This is a genomic window from Kiloniella sp. EL199 (assembly GCF_900313065.1).
Classification (GTDB): Bacteria; Pseudomonadota; Alphaproteobacteria; order Kiloniellales; family Kiloniellaceae; genus Kiloniella.
On the sequence record NZ_OMPU01000006.1, the window covers coordinates 509,601 to 525,228 of the forward strand.

Sequence of the window (15,628 nt, forward strand, 5' to 3'; positions counted from 1 at the left end):
AATGGTCTCTCCAGTCACAATAGGCAACCATGATTAACGAATAGTAAGCGTGAAATCACAAAGGCTTATCTAAGATAGTTTAAAAGTGTTGTTTCATTTATGCGCGTTAAGCTGATATACGAAGCCTGAAGCTGTACCTGATCGAAGGCCAATTTACTGGTTGCTTCTGCAACATCAACGTCTTCAATGCCGGAAATTGTGTTTTGTACATAGGTTTTAAAATCGGCATGATTTTTATTTGCACCCTCTAAAACGGTCAGTTGTGCACCGATCTGACTTCGGAATGCAGCAACCCCGTCCAATGAAGTTTGAAGCAAGTTGTACGCTTCTTGTAATACGGTTGTATCATTGTTTGTACCTGCATATTCAACATAGGCTAAGCTTCTGAGAATTCTTTCAAATGTCGGATCATCGGCTGTGATCCCATAGGTAAGAGTGGAATCCTGATCAATTCTGTTACTTAGTTTGACATTGTCACCATCGTAGTAGTCAAAATCGGCTGTAAAAACACCTGGCAGGCCTGCTTGGGGAGTGTATGCAGGATCTGTAACATCAACAGGGGGAGTATCTGTAAGGCTACCGGAAAAAAGGTAGCGCCCTTCATGTTGGGCATTCATTAAGGCGGTGATTTCCTGACGAAAGCTTACTGCAAACTGCTCTAGTGGAATCTCCTGAATGTTAGAACTATTCAGTCCATTAAGTACGTCACTTAGTAGGTTTGTGAGCCGTGCAGACATGGTCGACATGTTGCTGTCCATGATTTCAAGTCTGGTTTTTGTTGTCTGGATATTGCGTTCAAACTGAGTAGTTCGCACATTATCTCGTTGCAAACTCACCAATTCTAAAGCTTGAGCTGAAATGTTGGTGTACTCTTGCGTTACTTTACCGCTGGCTATTTGCACCGTTCTATCCGAAACTTTAGCCTGAGTTGTGGCCATGTTGGTATGTAATAGTTGATTTTGGGCATAGCTGGAAACGCGAATCATCTATTTTCTCCTTAGGCGAGCTCAATAACGGTATCAAGCATTTCACCTGTAACCTGTATTACACGTGCTGCGGCGTTGTAGGCATTTTGAAAAACAACCATGTTGGCGAGTTCTTCATCCATGTTGACTCCGGATTCATTCTGCATCTTAACCCGTAAGTCTCCGGTTAGAGATGATTGGAACGAGAGTGCATTTTCAGAAGCCTGTGCCGTTGTTGCGCTGTAAGATAACATGACACCTGCATAGCCGCTTATTGTCGTTGATGTTGTGTCCGGACCATTTGCGACCCCATTAAACGATTGATTTTGCTCGAAAACTGCAGCAAGTTGAAGAGCAACATCATTGTTTCCTGGCCCGAGGGCGTAATTTGGCGGAGTGCCGCTTAGACTGCCTCTCGAGATATTAGAGGGGCTATCAATGATGTCCTGTCTTACAACTATGCCAGATGAAATACCTGTTTGACTGCCTTGTCCCTCAACTGCCGGAACTGTTGTTGACAATTGCGGGGTGATGAAAAAATCATTCAAGCCAAAGAAATTTGAAAATCCATTATAATTCTCTGTAACAGTATCTCCGTTAGCATCATATTGAATAACAGCGTCCCCACTGTTCGTTGCGGCTCCTGTATCCTTAAATGCTAATCTGACATTGTTGTTTAGTTTTATTTGTAATCTGCCATCGGCATCGAAACTTGCATTACCATTTGCGCCAAGAAAGCCATTAATTGCGGCCTGTACTGTGGCCGGTGTGGTTGCGCCAGCTGTTATTGTGCCCATTCCACCGACCATTGCGCCATTTGCATCCAGAAGAACCATATTAACATCGCTACCAAGGGTCATGGCTTGGGCAGTATTTGGAAAAGATCTTGAGCCAAGCATAGTGGCTGGATCCAGTGCGCCTGTCCCCAACCCCATAGGTGTATTGGCGCCTCGATTGTGTGCACGGTTGACCTGGTCTCGCAGTTTTTCAGCCATTTGGTCAAGCTGATTTGTCATCGAAGGCAGAATTGTATCGCGCGCTTTGAACAGAGCCCCCAATTTGCCACTTGTGATACTTGAGGTGATGTCGTTGGCGGCAGAGGCACTTCCGCCTGCATTTAGGTGTATACCGTCCAATACAGCTGGATAGGTTTCATTCGCGGTAATTAGCGTTGTCTGGCGAAAGGAAAGGTCTGCCTTAAAGCTACCGCTGATCAAGGTGTGGCCTGTCTTTGTTAAGACGTTTACCTGATTCTTGTCAGTCTGGAAGTATTGGATATCCATATACTCGGCCAGCTTGTCTATCGCTTGGTCCCGTTTGTCTTCGAGATCCCCTGTTGGAAGACCCAGTGCTGTCTGACCGGGGATAGTCCCGTTAATTTCAGCAATAATAGCAAGCTGTTGTTCTATATCATCAACGGCTTGTTTTATCTCTTGGTCAGCACGAATACGTTCAGACTGTACGGTGTCTGCCATATCCCGTATACGTTGGGCCAAGATGGTTCCATTGTTTACGGATGTGAAATAGTTGGAAGAGATTTCAGGGCTGCTTCCCAGAGTTTCCAGAGAAGCATTGAATTTGTCAATCAGATCACCAACAGAATTTTTGTTTGCGACAGATCCAAACATCTGTTGTATACGATTGAGATAGTTACTTTCTGCTTGTATAGAGGCAAGCGTCGTTGTTTCTTCTCTGAAGTCCCTTTGAATCAAGGTATTTACATTACGTCTTATCGTGTCAGCTGTTACACCGGCACCAACACCTGCAATAACCTGTGTTTCCTGTAAAAGAACTTTACGGGAATAGTTCGCGTTATTGATGTTAGCCAGGTTAGATGATGTGACGGCCAGAGCATTCTGGTTCACTTTCAATCCTGTCAGCGCGTTGTTCAGTGCTATCGTTAGCGACATAATGTCCTCAAATCGTATTTCTTATTTGATCCATAGTTCAGGAATTAAAGGCACTGATTTAAGTGCATAGGTGCTGTTGTCTGTGTTGATTGAGCTTTTTGAGCTGCGAGTACCCCCGCTTGTGAATAGCTTGTGCTACTTTTAACCTTTTGTTCCTGAACTGCTTCGACAACGGCCTGCATTAATCGTTCGTTGCTTGTTTTTGCGGCAAGCAAGGCAGTTTCATTTTCTGTCACAGTGGTGTTGAGTAGCTGAATAACGTCGCGGAGTTCCCCTTTTAAGAGGGGGTCCAGATGCTGCATAAATGAAGGATCTTTCTTTAGCTCAGATGAGCCTTGCTCGTAGGCATTTACGAGAACAAGCTTTTGTTCCTGTAATTGACTCATTTCTTTGATCTTCATGACACGAAGAAGTTCAATTTCCCGGCTCATGACTGAAACCAACCCCTTAACTGTGGCTATGACACTGTGAACAGTTGTTTCCGGTGTGTTTTGTGTTGCTGTGGTCATTTAAACCTCCTGCAGCTTCATTATTTCGCGATAGACAGCATCGGAAATTCCAACGCCACCTGATTCGGCAAGCGACTTTCCGTACTCTTGAACCATGAGAGAGCGAAAAATTTTCTCTCCGGAGCCGCCACCCATTGGACCGTCGGTTGGTAGGCTCTCAAAAATTGGTGTTAACATTTGTGTTAGAAAAACGGCTTCAAAGTCTTTGGCTGTTGCCATTGCTTCGGCTTCGCTTTTGGGTTTCATACTGGCAAGAGACTGTGCTCTGCCAACAATCGTTTCGTTGATTACGTTATCTGCGTATGTTTGTGTATCAATCAGCATTATAACAACTCGATATCAGCTTGAAGGGCACCGGCTGCCTTGATGCTTTGCAGAATTGCAATCATGTCTCTGGGGCCAACACCCAGTGCGTTCAACCCATTGACGACTTCCTGGAGGGTCACACCTGAAGGAAGAAGCGCCAGGCGTTTATCGCTGTCGTCGTCGATTTCGATTTCAGTACGATCAACAACTTCGGTTGTGCCTGTGTTCGAGAAAGCGTTGGGCTGACTCACTTGCGGTGTTTCTGTGATCCGGACCGTGAGGTTTCCCTGGGCAATTGCGACAGTGCTGATCCGAACGTCGTTACCAATAACGATGACGCCTGATTTTTCATCAATGATGACCTTTGCGGGGGTATCAACGCGCACTGGTAGCTGTTCGATATCTGTCAACATCGCGACAGTATTCCCTCTGTAACGCTCTGGCACATCCAGTTGAACTGTAGAGGGATCAGTACTAACAGCCGCGCTCCCACCAAGCTGAGTGTTAATTGCCTGTGCGATGCGTCTTGCTGTTGTCAAGTCAGGGTTTTTAAGGGCAATTTTCACACTCTGAAGTTCCTTGAGATCGAAATCGATTTCCCGCTCAACGATTGCTCCATTTGAAATCCGTCCTACAGTTGGGACGCCGCGGGTAATTGTTTCTGCGTTACCGGCCGCACTGAATCCGTTTATGGCTATGGGGCCTTGACCTACAGCGTAAACTTCGCCGTCAGCGCCCATAAGCGGGGTAACAAGCAATGTTCCCCCTTGAAGGCTTTCAGCTGTCCCGATTGCAGAAACGTTCAAATCTATTCGTGTGCCCTGACGTGCAAACGGTGGTAGATTGGCCGTAATCATTACCGCGGCAACATTTTCAGTATCAAGATTGTTGTCTCTGGCACTCACACCCAGGCGCTGCAGTACACCGATTAGGCTTTCCCGTGTGAAGACAGCACTGTTAATGTCGTCTCCTGTGCCGTTAAGGCCAACAACAAGACCATACCCAACTAACAGGTTATCTCTAATACCTTCGAAATTGGCGATGTCTTTAATTCTTGACTGGGCAGAAACGTCTGATACCGGAACAGCAAATAATACCAGCAGCGTACCAAGTAGTGCCGTTGCCCTGTATAAGGTGTTTATATGTTGTACTAAGTTCATTCTTCTACCCATTGTTTGGTTGGTTTCTGTTGTGGTTTAGGAACCAACACGATGTTCACTGTACCTTATGCGAATTTCGTGCCAATATGATCAAACCTTGACGATTGACGTGAAACTGCCAATTTATAAGGAATAATTTTGCTTCTGAGCGAGAGCTGGGTAACAATGGTGCTATTGATTTGGTAAAACTTGCCCACAAGAAGACAAAATTTATCGAGACCTTAACGTTCACCTGTGGTTAGATTAGGTAATAGGCTTGGAATGAAGATTAGAACGGGATCATCCGTCACACCTGCTGCCGGGGCAAAGTCGAAACGCAAGACCTCGGGCGTTAGTGGTAGTTTTAGTGATGCTTTGGAAGCCGGTGCTGGAGATTCTGTTTCAGAGACGGGTGGTGTTTCTGCTACTGGCGGTGTTAGTGGATTGCTTTCAATCCAGGAAGTTCCTGATGCACTGACAGGTAAGCAAAAGGCTAAAAAGCAAGCTGAAGATATTCTGGACGAGCTGGAAGAGTTGCGTCTTGGCCTGTTGTTTGGTTCTGTTCCTGTTTGGCGATTAGAGAGAATCGAATCGCTTGTCGCGCAACGAAAAGAACAGATCAATGATCCTCGACTCCTCGAGATTTTGAACGAAGTTGAAGTTCGGGCGGCTGTTGAACTCGCTAAATTAGGGCGATAATCCTCTGTTTTTAATCGTATAAATAGAAAATAGCATTAATTCTTCATGACTAGCTTGTCGTGACAGGGAAATTGCCTATACTGCACGCCCGAATTGCCAATTTATGGGGGTTGCTATGACCATTCCTCTTCCAATTGATTATCGTCCACAAGAAGACGAGGAGTTTATGAATCCAGTCATGCTGGAGTTTTTTAAGCATAAACTTTTGGCTTGGAGAGAAGAACTACTTGTTGAATCTTCTGCTACGCTGCAGACGCTCCAAAATGAAACATTACAAGAGCCAGATCTTGCTGATCGTGCCTCATCTGAGACCGAGCGCGCTTTGGAGCTTCGTACCAGAGATCGTGAGCGCAAGCTTATAGGCAAGATTGACGAGGCCCTGCGTCGTATTGATGAAAATGAATATGGTTTTTGTGAGATTACTGGCGACCCAATTAGCATTAAGCGGCTTGAAGCCCGCCCAATTGCAACAATGACGCTTGAAGCTCAAGAGCAGCATGAGCGGATGGAAAAAGTTCACAGAGATGATTGATTCTTCTCTGCTTTAACACAAAAACCCCCGTGAGATGTCTCACGGGGGTTTTTGTGTTTTTCAGAGTCTTAGAAGGGGAAGATTATATCATACAGCTGCTGGCCGTAGCGAGGTTGTTGAACATCACTAAGTTGACCTCGTCCACCGTAGGCAATACGTGCTTCGGCGATTTGATCGTAACTGATTGTGTTTGTTGAGGTGATATCTTCTGGCCGGATCATGCCAGAAACAAGGAGTTCTCTAACTTCAAAGTTGACACGAACTTCCTGTCGTCCGGAAATGATAAGGTTTCCGTTTGGCATAACCTGTGTGACCAGAGCAGCAACACGAAGATTGATTTCTTCTTCCCGATCAACCTTGCCAACGCCTTTGGAAGCGCTTGTACTTTGACCATCAACAAGTGTGGCCGGGTTCAGGTTATCGTTAAATATACCGCCAAGATCTGTCTCGTATCCAAGAAAGTTGGTCAAGCCAGCACCCTCTGAATTTGCTCTTGTTCGTTCTGTCTCATTTGAGAATTCTGCTTTGTCATCGATTTGAATGACAACAGTAAGCAAGTCACCAATTTCATCAGCTCGCTGGTCCTTCAGGAAAGCTCTTGATCCAGGCCGCCAAAGGGAGTTTGGTTGCCTTGTCGCAACTTGGGGTGCTGGCATAGGTAGGGAAATCGGCTGAGGGGGAGCCGGGTTTTCTATTTTACTTAACTTGGGAACTTCCCCGATTTCAGAAATACGGGATATTGCATTACAGGCGGTTAAAGAAAGGCCCAGTATGCCAGCTACCAAGTATTTGCTTATGTTGGATTTCAGTAAAGTGTTCATAGCTGAGCTCCTTAGTTAGTGCCGATAATGGTTTTGTTAACAAGGGAGACTGTGACCAGTCCTGCGCCTGTAACTGTGCCATTGACGATTGTATTAGATTGCGTGTTGACCAAACGAATGACTTCACCTACGGCGCCGCTTTCCAGAGCTCTACCCTGTGTGCGAAGGTTAAGGGATCCACTCTGTAAGAGCATTGTAACCAAACCGTTTTTGTTAACGGCTTTTGGTGTATCAACGTCATTGGTTCTAATAACTGCTTGATCTTTCAGCGTTTGTTTGGGTGTCATCCCGATTAGGTTATCAACATCGGTTATGGCATTTTTACTGAGTTTGGACTCTTTGATGGAAATCCATTGGATGTCCTGTGCCTGAATGATGTCACCTTTGGAAATGCGGCGCTTGAGAACGGGTACGTTGGCCATCTTAATTAAATGGCCAGATACTGTTTTGTTGATGTGTGGACGACCTTCGGCAGGGATTACAATTTGTGCTGTGAAACGATTACGGCCCGGTCTGTAGCTAATATTTTCCACACGTAGAGTTGGTTCGATTTCTGCCGGAATTTTAAGGTCGCGATCTTTCCGGTCAAATTCGATTTTTTTGTTATCTACCAGGCCTCTTTCCAGCAAAGCCGTTTCAACGCTGTTACGAATATCAGCCGCATCAATTGTTTGGCTGGCGCGGCTTACCATCGCCGTATCCAAGTGTGACCTTGGTTGCCAGTCGAGTTCATTTTGTTGCGCCAGTGCCCAAAGCCATCTGGCAGAAAGTTCAACATCTTTTCCCAGGGCAGGAGATCTGGCAATTGCTGTTCTGTTTTCAGTGCTGACACCAGAAAATATATCATCCAGATAAACAATATCTCCTTCAATCACGATGTCTTTGTTCAGATTAATAATTGATGGGACCGAATTTGCATTTGCCTCGGCAAAACTTGCCCCGGTAGAACCAACTTGGAGGGACAGGCTGGTAGCAAATAATAATGTTTTGAATAGACGCATTTTCTTCTCCACCGGATCTCAATTATCTCAAGTTCGCAACAGAACGCATCATTTCGTCGGATGCTGTCAGAATCTTCGAATTCATTTCATAGGCGCGTTGTGCAGTGATCAGATTTGTAATCTCGGAAACGGCATTGACGTTTGATGTTTCCAGTGCACCTTGGAGAAGGCTGCCGAACCCGATTGAGTTCGGTGCGCCGTTTGTAGGAGCGCCTGATGCAGGCGTTTCCAGAAAGTAGTTGTCACCAATGGCTTCCAGCCCTGCCTCATTGGCAAATATTGCAAGGTCGAACTGTCCAGCTAATGCTGCGTTAACCTGACCATCAAGTTTTACGTAAACTTCTCCTGCAGAGTTGATAGAAATGGATACTGCGTTTGTGGGTACATTGATGCCCGGCTGCACTGTGTATCCATCCGGGGTCACAATGTCTCCGGTTGGTGACAGTTGAAGTGCTCCGGCACGTGTATAGCCGGTTTCTCCGCTTGGCAGTTCAACGTTGAAGTAACCTTCTCCGTTAATCGCAACGTCGAGAGAGTTATCCGTGATGTTCATTTCCCCTTGGCTGGTAATGCGGTAGGTTGCAGATGGTTTCACACCCAACCCGAGCTGAATACCCGTCGGAACCACAGTACCGGTATCTGAAGAGTTGGTTCCGACACGGCGTAGATTTTGATAAAGCAGGTCACTGAATTCAGCGCGCTGGCGTTTAAAGCCTGTAGTATTGATGTTAGCAATGTTGTTTGAAATGACTTCAACATTAAGCTGTTGGGCCAGCATTCCAGTTGCACCGATGTTTAAGGATCTCATGTTACGGCTCCTGTTAGACTTTTGTACTGGCCAGAGCCCGAATGGCTTGAAGCTGGCGATCATGCTCTTGTTTTATAAACTTAGCCATAGAGGTATAGCTACGTGTCGTGTCGATCATTCGGGTCATCTCAATGACGCCTTGTACGTTAGAGCCCTCGATTGCCCCCTGAATGATTTCACCGGTTATCTGATCAATTGGTTCTTGATTGTCCGCCGGGCTGAAAACGCTACCGGCTCCCTTTACGAGAAGTTGCTCGTCTTCAAAATCAACAGTTTTTAGACGCCCCGCAGTTCCGGCGCTAGATGCAATGGTGCCATCACGGGTAATTGTTATATCTGTTGCTGTCGTTGGAATTGTAATCGGTGCGTCACCATCACCAAGTACCAGATATCCTTCTGATGTGACGAGTTCGCCATCAGGGCTTAGTTTGAATGAACCGTTTCTTGTGTAGCGATTTTCACCATCGACTTCGACTGTAAAGTAACCTCTGCCGGAAATGGCAACATCCAAAGGATTGTTTGTTGTGTGAAGTTCACCTTCGGCAAGATTTCTGACCAGTCGCAGGTCTTGTGTAAAGCTAAGATTTTCACCAGTCTTTGTATCCTTCAGATACTCAACAAACATCATGCCTTCGTTCTTGTAGGCATTGGTGTTCATGTTTGCAACGTTGTTAGCAATAATAGCCATCTCTCTGCCGAGAGCCATCTGTCTTGAAAGAGCTATATAACTGGGATTTTCCATCCTGGATACTTCCTTGCCATCTTGTGTTCGCCTTCATCAATGCATGATGTGTGCCAGTTGTGTGATGACTTGAATATCAAGGGGTGTCGGAAAAGATCGCCAGCATAATTCTGACTTTCGCTGGCTAATAATTTCCGGCGTGGGGAAACATTTACCGCTGGACAGGAAAATTATGATATTCTTTGCTTGTATTTCGTTGGGTTTATTGTGAACAGGCTTGGTATCGATACAAGGAAAGCTTTCCGATGGGATGTTATCTGGTTGTAGAGTAGATATTAACACTTTTCGAGTACACTGCTTTCGGATACAAATTATTTAAACGAAAGGTTTACTTATTAAACCGGTCTTTTTACTTATAAGTATCTGATTTAACATCTATACTACTTAACGACTTTTTAACCATCTTGACCCCTTATTAGGTGGGGTATTTTAATTGGAGGCTTATATCAGCGTATGACTGATGAAACTGTTGGCGAAGAAGAACTAGAGGTAGAAGCCCGACCGACAGGCGGGATGTCGGGGAAGAAACTCGTTCTTTTTTTCATATTGCCTTTGTTGTTAATATTAATAGCAGGTGCCGGCGCTTATTTTACAGGTATGCTTGATTCATTGTTGGGTAAAGAAGAAGTCGTTGAAGAAGAGGTTGTTGAGGAGGTTATTCCTGCGCATGGCCCTGCAGCATTTTATGATGTGCCGGAATTACTGGTTAATCTTAATTCTTCTGGTAACAAGAAACACTTTTTGAAGATTACAATTAGTCTGGAACTGGAAGCGCAAACAGATATTCCTGGTATAGAAGCAGTGATGCCGCGGATTGTTGACAACTTTCAGGTATATTTACGTGAACTCAGAATTGAAGATTTGAGCGGGTCAGCCGGTATTCAGCGTTTGAGAGAAGAGTTACTCCTTCGGGTCAATGCTGCGGCTGCTCCTATTAAGGTGAAAGATGTATTGTTTCAGGAAATGCTGGTACAGTAACCTGTAAGGTAAGAAATGGCTGACGAAACGGAAGAAGAAGTCGATCAGGAAGCCATGATGGCCGAATGGGAGGCTATGGCGGATGAAGATGCGGATGAGGCTGATGATGTTTTCGATGAAGTCGATGACGGTCCTGGCGGTACGCGTGTTCTAGACCAAAGTGAAATTGACAGTCTCCTTGGTGTTGACGCCGGAGATGATGATGGTGGAGACAATTCGGGAATTCAGGCAATTCTCAATTCTGCTCTGGTATCTTACGAGCGTCTCCCAATGCTGGATATTGTTTTTGACCGTCTGGTCAGAATGATGTCCACGTCTTTACGTAATTTTACTTCCGATAATGTTGAAGTGAGTTTGGATAACATTACATCAGCGCGATTTGGTGATTATCTCAATTCAATCCCTCTGCCTGCAATGTTGACTGTCTTCAAGGCTGAAGAGTGGGATAACTACGGTCTGATGACTGTTGATTCAGCGTTGATATATTCAATCGTTGATGTGTTGCTTGGCGGACGTCGAGGTACAGCAGCGATGAGAATTGAGGGGCGCCCCTATACAACAATTGAGCGAAACCTGATTCAAAGGCTGGCCCATGTTGTTTTGGCGGACCTGTCCAGTGCATTTGATCCTCTTTCTCCTGTTACTTTTAGGTTTGATCGGCTGGAAACAAATCCGCGGTTTGCTACAATCGCGCGGCATGAGAATGCTGCTATTGTGATCACCTTACGTGTCGACATGGAAGATCGAGGCGGGCGTGTTGAACTCCTCATTCCCTACGCAACGCTTGAGCCAGTTCGTGAACTGTTACTACAGATGTTTATGGGGGAAAAGTTTGGTCGGGATTCCATTTGGGAGGGGCATCTTACTGCTGAGTTATGGCAGACAGATGTTTCTATTTTGGCTGTGTTAGAGCAGGTGAATATCTCTCTTGGTGATGTAATGAATTGGAAAGTTGGTGATACGATGGATCTCACTGTTTCTCCGGAATCACTGGTGGAATTGAGATGTGGTGATGTTTCCATGTTTAAAGGTAATATGGGCCGGAAGAGTGGTAACATTGCGGTGAAAATCGCCAATAAGATCGCTCGTGATGATGGCGAATAAGTGATGTTGGATATCTCGAATATTGAGCTTGGATTTAATATCCTCGTTGCGATCTTGCTGGTCGCAACGATTGTGTATGCCGTGATCTTGAATAAAAAGCTGGATGCCTTACGAGAAGCCAAGGCCGAGATGGAAGGGTTGATTGTCTCCTTTGCTGATACAACGGCAAAGGCGGAAAAAAGCCTTGCTGAATTTAAGGCCCATGCTTCTGATACTGGATCAGGCCTCAAGGAGAATACTGTTAAAGCTGATGGAATATTATCTGACTTGAGCTATTTGGTTGATCGGGCCGAGGTTGTCGCGGATCGTTTGGAAGAAGACCTTGGTCTGGCCCGGGAAAAATCTCCTGAAACTGTACTCCCCAAAGGCGTGAAACCAGGAGATATCAAACAGAACAAGGTCAAGCCCGTTAATCAAAAAGGGGAGGCAAAAAAAGATTTGTCACCTGCTGCAGAAGACCTTTTGAAAACCCTCAAAGGCATGCGTTAAGGAGAATAAGATGCGTTTGCTGCCTGTATTAATTGCTGTGTCTTCATTGACTTTGCTTGTTAAGGCCGGGGGGGTCTGGGAAGGGTTTAATCAATCGGGTGAAGCCTTTGCGCAGGCTTCGCCGGAAGTTGAGGATAAGACAGAAGAGCAAGCTGAAACTGAGGCTCCGAATAATGAAGAAGGTGAGGCTGCTGAGGTAATTGATCAGGAAAGTGAACCTGAGACAGCCTCGGTGAGTGAAGATGTAAAAGAAGTTCCTAAAGTCCAAGGAATTGAAGCGGATCCTTTTTCAATGACGGACGAAGAAATTGAGTTACTCCAATCTTTGTCTGCCAGAAGAGAACAGCTAGAAACCCGCGAGCGTGATGTCGAGCAACGGGAAACTCTTTTACTTGCAGCAGAACGCCGTATAGATGAAAAAATTGCAGAACTGGGCAAACTTCAAAATACGATTGAAGGACTAATTGTTAAGCATGACGAGCAGAGTGAGAAGCAAATGCTTAGTCTCGTAAAGATATACGAAAGTATGAAACCGAAAGATGCTGCCCGGATTTTTGAAGAACTGGATATGATTGTACTTCTTGATGTTGTCGAGCGGATGAAAGAAAGAAAGACAGCTCCGATTCTGGCAAGTATGAATCCGAAAAGAGCAAAAGCCATTACGCTTGAATTGGCACAAAGAAGAGAATTACCCCTATCAAAAGAGTAATCGAATCCCTAATGAGAATTATGGTTAATTTTCTTTAGGCAGAACTCGAAACACCAAATATGCCCTGTATCCGTTGGGATATGGGGCTTTCTTTTTCTTAAAGTTGGTTTTTTTACAAACCTAAAAGTCTAAGATCTTGAAAAACTGTGGTTTGTTTACACTGCGTTAATTCTATGCTGGTAGCTTGAAATCACAATTTAAGCGAATGTGTGTGCAAGAGAGATAGTTAAGGAGTTGCTGATGTCGGATGTCGACATGAATATGCCAATCCTCATCGTGGATGATTATAAAACCATGTTGCGTATTGTGCGCAATTTGCTCAAGCAGCTAGGCTTCAACAATGTTGATGAAGCGACAGACGGCAGCAGTGCGTTACAAAAATTGCGTGGCAAGCAGTATAGTCTGGTTATTTCTGACTGGAATATGGAGCCAATGAGTGGTCTTCAGTTACTTAAAGAGTGCCGTGCAGATGCACATTTGAAAGATCTGTCTTTCATTATGGTCACCGCTGAGAGTAAAACAGAAAACGTTATCGCTGCAAAACAGGCGGGTGTGAACAATTATATTGTGAAACCATTTAATGCTGCGACCCTCAAGAAGAAGTTAATCGCGGTACTTGGGAACTTCTAAGAGGTTAATGTTATGGCCAACCCGGTCAGAGAAGAGTTGCTCGAAAAACTAAAGACCTTTGAAAGTAATGCACAAGATGCAGACCTTGAAGCATTGGTGGACAGTTTGTTGCAAAACTTTGGTGAAGATGCAGTTGAAACCAATCATAAGCTTTTAGCTGAGATTGGATCTGTTGCAAGTTATATTCACGATATGAAAACGCAACTGGCTTCCTTGAGGCCTGATGAGATTAAAAGTGACTTTCTTCCTACCGCGGCGGATGAACTGGATGCTATTGTGGGGGCTACTGAACAAGCCACCCACAACATCTTGTCCGCTATGGAAACCTTAGAAGAAGTATCTGAAAAGCTTGAAGATTCTCCTCTTACTGACAAAGTAAATGATGCGGTGACTCAAGTTTATGAAGCCTGCAGTTTTCAGGATATTACGGGCCAACGTATTTCAAGAGTAGTAAATGCTCTTCAACACGTGGAAATTAAAGTAGATAAATTGCTCGGCGCATTTGGTGGTGAGGAATTTCTACCGGATAATACAGACGCGAAACCGACACCTAAACGTGCTGACGGGGTGGAGAGGCCTGATGAAGACCTTCTCAATGGACCTCAATTACCGGGCGAAGGTGTTAGCCAAGATGATATTGATGCCTTAATGGGATTTGATTAGTTGATATGCTTGGCCTTCTATTTCGCAGACGCCGAGACGATGGTGATCGAAATTATGTCGCTTTATTAAGCCTTAAGCTCCTGCTTTTGGCTTTTTTCATTATGCTCAATGCACTTTCTTCCTATGAAGAAGAAAAAGCCAGAGCAGTTTTGGAATCAGTGAATAATACTTTCCAGGGTGATGCAAGTCATATGGAGCGCCATGCTTCTTTTGATCAAGCGCTTGATAATATTGATGATAAATCTGATCTCGTTGTAGAAATCGAACGATTGTTTGAAACCACGATTCCTGCCGTTGAAAGAGAGCAGGGGAGTACTCAGAACTTTTTACGGTTAAGATTACCTGTTCGGGCAATGTTTCTCGAAGATGAAGTCGACCTTGCCTCAGGACGAGAACTTCTCTTGAAAAGGTTGGCCCAGTCTCTACAGAAACTTGATCTTGAAGAGCGTTACTATGAATTTGAATTTCTCTATGGGACTGCTGCACGTAATACAGACTCTCAAGCCGAATTATCTGACTTGATACTCAAGCGTTTGGAAGCTGTTGCAAACGAGATCGTTGCTGCGGGTATTCTCAAAAACAGGCTGGTCGTAGGTTTGCAACCCAATAGAGCTGGTTCTGTTTTTGTCGTTATTCGCATATATGATAAAGCTCCGCCAAATATCACTTTCAGCTCTTATCGGGAGGAAAGGTAATGTCTGATCCCGGAAACACAAATAGAAACACAAATAATAGTGGGAATGGAAAGCGGGCTGACGAACAAACTTCTACTCGTGCTGATAAGGTTTATGAAAATAGCAAGGGTGCCTCTAAGGATAGCGGCCAAGAGACTAAGGAACAAAAAGCTATTGCCCGGGTTATGCCAAAGATCAAACCTTGGATGAGCAGAAGGCAAAATGAGCAAACTGTTGCTGTGAATTACAGTTCTAGCTGGATGGTGACTTTCACCGATCTCGTTGCATTGATGCTGACCTTTTTCGTTCTATTGTATTCCATGTCTGTTATGGAAGAGAAGCAATGGAGAAACTTGATTGATTCTCTCGCAAGTAACTTGAAAATTGAAAGAATTATTGCAGAACCCAAACCAGCAAAAAGCCTGACAATGGAACCTGTTGATTTTATTCCAGGTGAAGATTTGGATTATCTCCAAGCCTTGTTATCAGAAAAGTTCAAAGAAGATGAGGGGTTATCTCAGGCCATTCTTACTCGATTGGAAGATAGTATTGTGGTTTCTGTTCCCGGTGATATTCTGTTTCCAACGGGCGCTAGCGAACCTTTGGAAGAGGCTAAACCTGTTTTGAAAAGGCTGGGCCGGATATTTCAGAACATTGATAACCGCATTGAAATTGCAGGTCATGCAGATCCGGCGATTCCGTTAGGGCAGCAGAAGTTTCAAACAAACTGGCCACTATCTGTTGCCAGAGCTGACTATGTTGCTGGTTTATTGGAAAAAACTGGGTATAAGAGTACAATTCTATCGCGTGGGTATGGTGATTCGCGTTATGATGAGATAGCCGATAGCTTACCCGAAGATCAAAGGAAAAAACTCGCGCGCCGTGTTGATATTATTGTGCATTCCTATGCAGGAGAAAATGGTTGATTAAAGCGTTATGCCAAACATTT

19 protein-coding genes are annotated in these 15,628 nt (G+C 44.7%); 10 read left to right on the plus strand and 9 right to left on the minus strand.

The genetic code is table 11. From position 1 onward, the window contains the following. Nucleotides 1-65 precede the first annotated feature (65 nt). From D9A03_RS05695 to D9A03_RS05715, 5 genes are read right to left on the minus strand one after another with little or no spacing between them, the layout of a single operon-like run. Nucleotides 66-986 (minus strand): flagellin, encoded by a 921-nt coding sequence (locus D9A03_RS05695; protein ID WP_120496229.1) that lies wholly within the window; start codon nt 984-986, stop codon nt 66-68. A gap of 11 nt (nt 987-997) precedes the next feature. Next, nucleotides 998-2,875 carry a flagellar hook-associated protein FlgK gene (flgK, locus tag D9A03_RS05700; protein WP_120496230.1) on the minus strand — a complete coding sequence of 626 codons (1,878 nt, stop codon included), beginning with the start codon at nt 2,873-2,875 and terminating at the stop codon, nt 998-1,000. A 44-nt stretch (nt 2,876-2,919) separates the two neighbouring features. Beyond that, complete coding sequence (locus D9A03_RS05705; protein WP_120496231.1) at nt 2,920-3,384, minus strand: hypothetical protein; 465 nt, start codon at nt 3,382-3,384, stop codon at nt 2,920-2,922. Then, on the minus strand, nt 3,385-3,708 hold the full coding sequence (locus D9A03_RS05710; RefSeq protein ID WP_120496232.1) for a rod-binding protein: 324 nt from the start codon (nt 3,706-3,708) through the stop codon (nt 3,385-3,387). After that, nucleotides 3,708-4,850: a flagellar basal body P-ring protein FlgI gene (locus D9A03_RS05715; RefSeq protein WP_120496398.1), complete on the minus strand. Its 1,143-nt coding sequence runs from the start codon at nt 4,848-4,850 to the stop codon at nt 3,708-3,710. The genes D9A03_RS05710 and D9A03_RS05715 overlap by 1 nt, the downstream gene beginning before the upstream one ends. A gap of 261 nt (nt 4,851-5,111) precedes the next feature. On the opposite strand from D9A03_RS05715, the gene D9A03_RS05720 reads away from it, so the two are divergent. Together D9A03_RS05720 and dksA are read left to right on the plus strand one after the other, a co-directional pair. After that, the gene (locus tag D9A03_RS05720) at nt 5,112-5,528 is read left to right on the plus strand and encodes a flagellar assembly protein FliX (RefSeq protein ID WP_120496233.1); all 417 of its coding nucleotides are present in this window, start codon (nt 5,112-5,114) and stop codon (nt 5,526-5,528) included. A 115-nt stretch (nt 5,529-5,643) separates the two neighbouring features. After that, nucleotides 5,644-6,060, plus strand: a complete 417-nt coding sequence (dksA, locus tag D9A03_RS05725; RefSeq protein ID WP_120496399.1) for an RNA polymerase-binding protein DksA — start codon at nt 5,644-5,646, stop codon at nt 6,058-6,060. A 68-nt stretch (nt 6,061-6,128) separates the two neighbouring features. Here dksA and flgH read toward each other — a convergent pair whose 3' ends face one another. From flgH to flgF, 4 genes are read right to left on the minus strand one after another with little or no spacing between them, the layout of a single operon-like run. After that, nucleotides 6,129-6,881, minus strand: coding sequence for a flagellar basal body L-ring protein FlgH (flgH, locus tag D9A03_RS05730; protein WP_120496234.1), 753 nt, complete (start codon nt 6,879-6,881; stop codon nt 6,129-6,131). Nucleotides 6,882-6,892: 11 nt separating this feature from the next. Next, the gene (flgA, locus tag D9A03_RS05735) at nt 6,893-7,882 is read right to left on the minus strand and encodes a flagellar basal body P-ring formation chaperone FlgA (protein WP_120496235.1); all 990 of its coding nucleotides are present in this window, start codon (nt 7,880-7,882) and stop codon (nt 6,893-6,895) included. 22 nt (nt 7,883-7,904) lie between these two features. After that, nucleotides 7,905-8,690, minus strand: a complete 786-nt coding sequence (flgG, locus tag D9A03_RS05740; protein ID WP_120496236.1) for a flagellar basal-body rod protein FlgG — start codon at nt 8,688-8,690, stop codon at nt 7,905-7,907. Nucleotides 8,691-8,703: 13 nt separating this feature from the next. Beyond that, a complete protein-coding gene (gene flgF / locus D9A03_RS05745) occupies nt 8,704-9,432 on the minus strand; it encodes a flagellar basal-body rod protein FlgF (RefSeq protein ID WP_120496237.1) in 729 nt (242 codons plus the stop codon). A gap of 453 nt (nt 9,433-9,885) precedes the next feature. Here flgF and D9A03_RS05750 point away from each other — a divergent pair, with 453 nt between their 5' ends. The 8 genes from D9A03_RS05750 to D9A03_RS05785 all read left to right on the plus strand — a co-directional run bounded on the left by D9A03_RS05750 (nt 9,886) and on the right by D9A03_RS05785 (nt 15,605). Next, the gene (locus D9A03_RS05750) at nt 9,886-10,410 is read left to right on the plus strand and encodes a flagellar basal body-associated FliL family protein (protein WP_120496238.1); all 525 of its coding nucleotides are present in this window, start codon (nt 9,886-9,888) and stop codon (nt 10,408-10,410) included. A gap of 15 nt (nt 10,411-10,425) precedes the next feature. Then, nucleotides 10,426-11,514, plus strand: coding sequence for a flagellar motor switch protein FliM (gene fliM / locus D9A03_RS05755; protein ID WP_120496239.1), 1,089 nt, complete (start codon nt 10,426-10,428; stop codon nt 11,512-11,514). A gap of 3 nt (nt 11,515-11,517) precedes the next feature. Further along, nucleotides 11,518-12,003 carry a DUF6468 domain-containing protein gene (locus D9A03_RS05760; protein ID WP_120496240.1) on the plus strand — a complete coding sequence of 162 codons (486 nt, stop codon included), beginning with the start codon at nt 11,518-11,520 and terminating at the stop codon, nt 12,001-12,003. 10 nt (nt 12,004-12,013) lie between these two features. Continuing rightward, a complete protein-coding gene (locus D9A03_RS05765) occupies nt 12,014-12,712 on the plus strand; it encodes a MotE family protein (protein ID WP_120496241.1) in 699 nt (232 codons plus the stop codon). Between the two features lie 240 nt (nt 12,713-12,952). After that, entirely contained in the window at nt 12,953-13,342 is a 390-nt protein-coding gene (locus D9A03_RS05770) for a response regulator (protein ID WP_046507440.1), read from the plus strand. A gap of 12 nt (nt 13,343-13,354) precedes the next feature. Then, nucleotides 13,355-14,005, plus strand: a complete 651-nt coding sequence (locus D9A03_RS05775) for a protein phosphatase CheZ (protein WP_120496242.1) — start codon at nt 13,355-13,357, stop codon at nt 14,003-14,005. Between the two features lie 5 nt (nt 14,006-14,010). After that, nucleotides 14,011-14,700 carry a flagellar motor protein MotB gene (locus tag D9A03_RS05780; RefSeq protein ID WP_120496243.1) on the plus strand — a complete coding sequence of 230 codons (690 nt, stop codon included), beginning with the start codon at nt 14,011-14,013 and terminating at the stop codon, nt 14,698-14,700. Continuing rightward, on the plus strand, nt 14,700-15,605 hold the full coding sequence (locus D9A03_RS05785) for a flagellar motor protein MotB (RefSeq protein ID WP_120496244.1): 906 nt from the start codon (nt 14,700-14,702) through the stop codon (nt 15,603-15,605). Before D9A03_RS05780 ends, D9A03_RS05785 begins: the two co-directional genes overlap by 1 nt. Nucleotides 15,606-15,628 lie beyond the last annotated feature (23 nt).

Excerpts from the sequence above, each read along its gene's own strand:
- flgG (WP_120496236.1), bottom strand. The coding sequence starts at position 8,690 with ATGAGATCCTTAAACATCGGTGCAACTGGAATGCTGGCCCAACAGCTT.
- D9A03_RS05715 (WP_120496398.1), bottom strand. The coding sequence starts at position 4,850 with ATGAACTTAGTACAACATATAAACACCTTATACAGGGCAACGGCACTA.
- D9A03_RS05710 (WP_120496232.1), bottom strand. The coding sequence starts at position 3,708 with ATGCTGATTGATACACAAACATACGCAGATAACGTAATCAACGAAACG.
- D9A03_RS05760 (WP_120496240.1), top strand. The coding sequence starts at position 11,518 with ATGTTGGATATCTCGAATATTGAGCTTGGATTTAATATCCTCGTTGCG.
- D9A03_RS05750 (WP_120496238.1), top strand. The coding sequence starts at position 9,886 with ATGACTGATGAAACTGTTGGCGAAGAAGAACTAGAGGTAGAAGCCCGA.
- D9A03_RS05775 (WP_120496242.1), top strand. The coding sequence starts at position 13,355 with ATGGCCAACCCGGTCAGAGAAGAGTTGCTCGAAAAACTAAAGACCTTT.
- D9A03_RS05705 (WP_120496231.1), bottom strand. The coding sequence starts at position 3,384 with ATGACCACAGCAACACAAAACACACCGGAAACAACTGTTCACAGTGTC.
- D9A03_RS05695 (WP_120496229.1), bottom strand. The coding sequence starts at position 986 with ATGATTCGCGTTTCCAGCTATGCCCAAAATCAACTATTACATACCAAC.
- flgA (WP_120496235.1), bottom strand. The coding sequence starts at position 7,882 with ATGCGTCTATTCAAAACATTATTATTTGCTACCAGCCTGTCCCTCCAA.
- flgH (WP_120496234.1), bottom strand. The coding sequence starts at position 6,881 with ATGAACACTTTACTGAAATCCAACATAAGCAAATACTTGGTAGCTGGC.
- D9A03_RS05765 (WP_120496241.1), top strand. The coding sequence starts at position 12,014 with ATGCGTTTGCTGCCTGTATTAATTGCTGTGTCTTCATTGACTTTGCTT.
- dksA (WP_120496399.1), top strand. The coding sequence starts at position 5,644 with ATGACCATTCCTCTTCCAATTGATTATCGTCCACAAGAAGACGAGGAG.
- D9A03_RS05780 (WP_120496243.1), top strand. The coding sequence starts at position 14,011 with ATGCTTGGCCTTCTATTTCGCAGACGCCGAGACGATGGTGATCGAAAT.
- flgF (WP_120496237.1), bottom strand. The coding sequence starts at position 9,432 with ATGGAAAATCCCAGTTATATAGCTCTTTCAAGACAGATGGCTCTCGGC.
- D9A03_RS05770 (WP_046507440.1), top strand. The coding sequence starts at position 12,953 with ATGTCGGATGTCGACATGAATATGCCAATCCTCATCGTGGATGATTAT.
- fliM (WP_120496239.1), top strand. The coding sequence starts at position 10,426 with ATGGCTGACGAAACGGAAGAAGAAGTCGATCAGGAAGCCATGATGGCC.
- flgK (WP_120496230.1), bottom strand. The coding sequence starts at position 2,875 with ATGTCGCTAACGATAGCACTGAACAACGCGCTGACAGGATTGAAAGTG.
- D9A03_RS05785 (WP_120496244.1), top strand. The coding sequence starts at position 14,700 with ATGTCTGATCCCGGAAACACAAATAGAAACACAAATAATAGTGGGAAT.
- D9A03_RS05720 (WP_120496233.1), top strand. The coding sequence starts at position 5,112 with ATGAAGATTAGAACGGGATCATCCGTCACACCTGCTGCCGGGGCAAAG.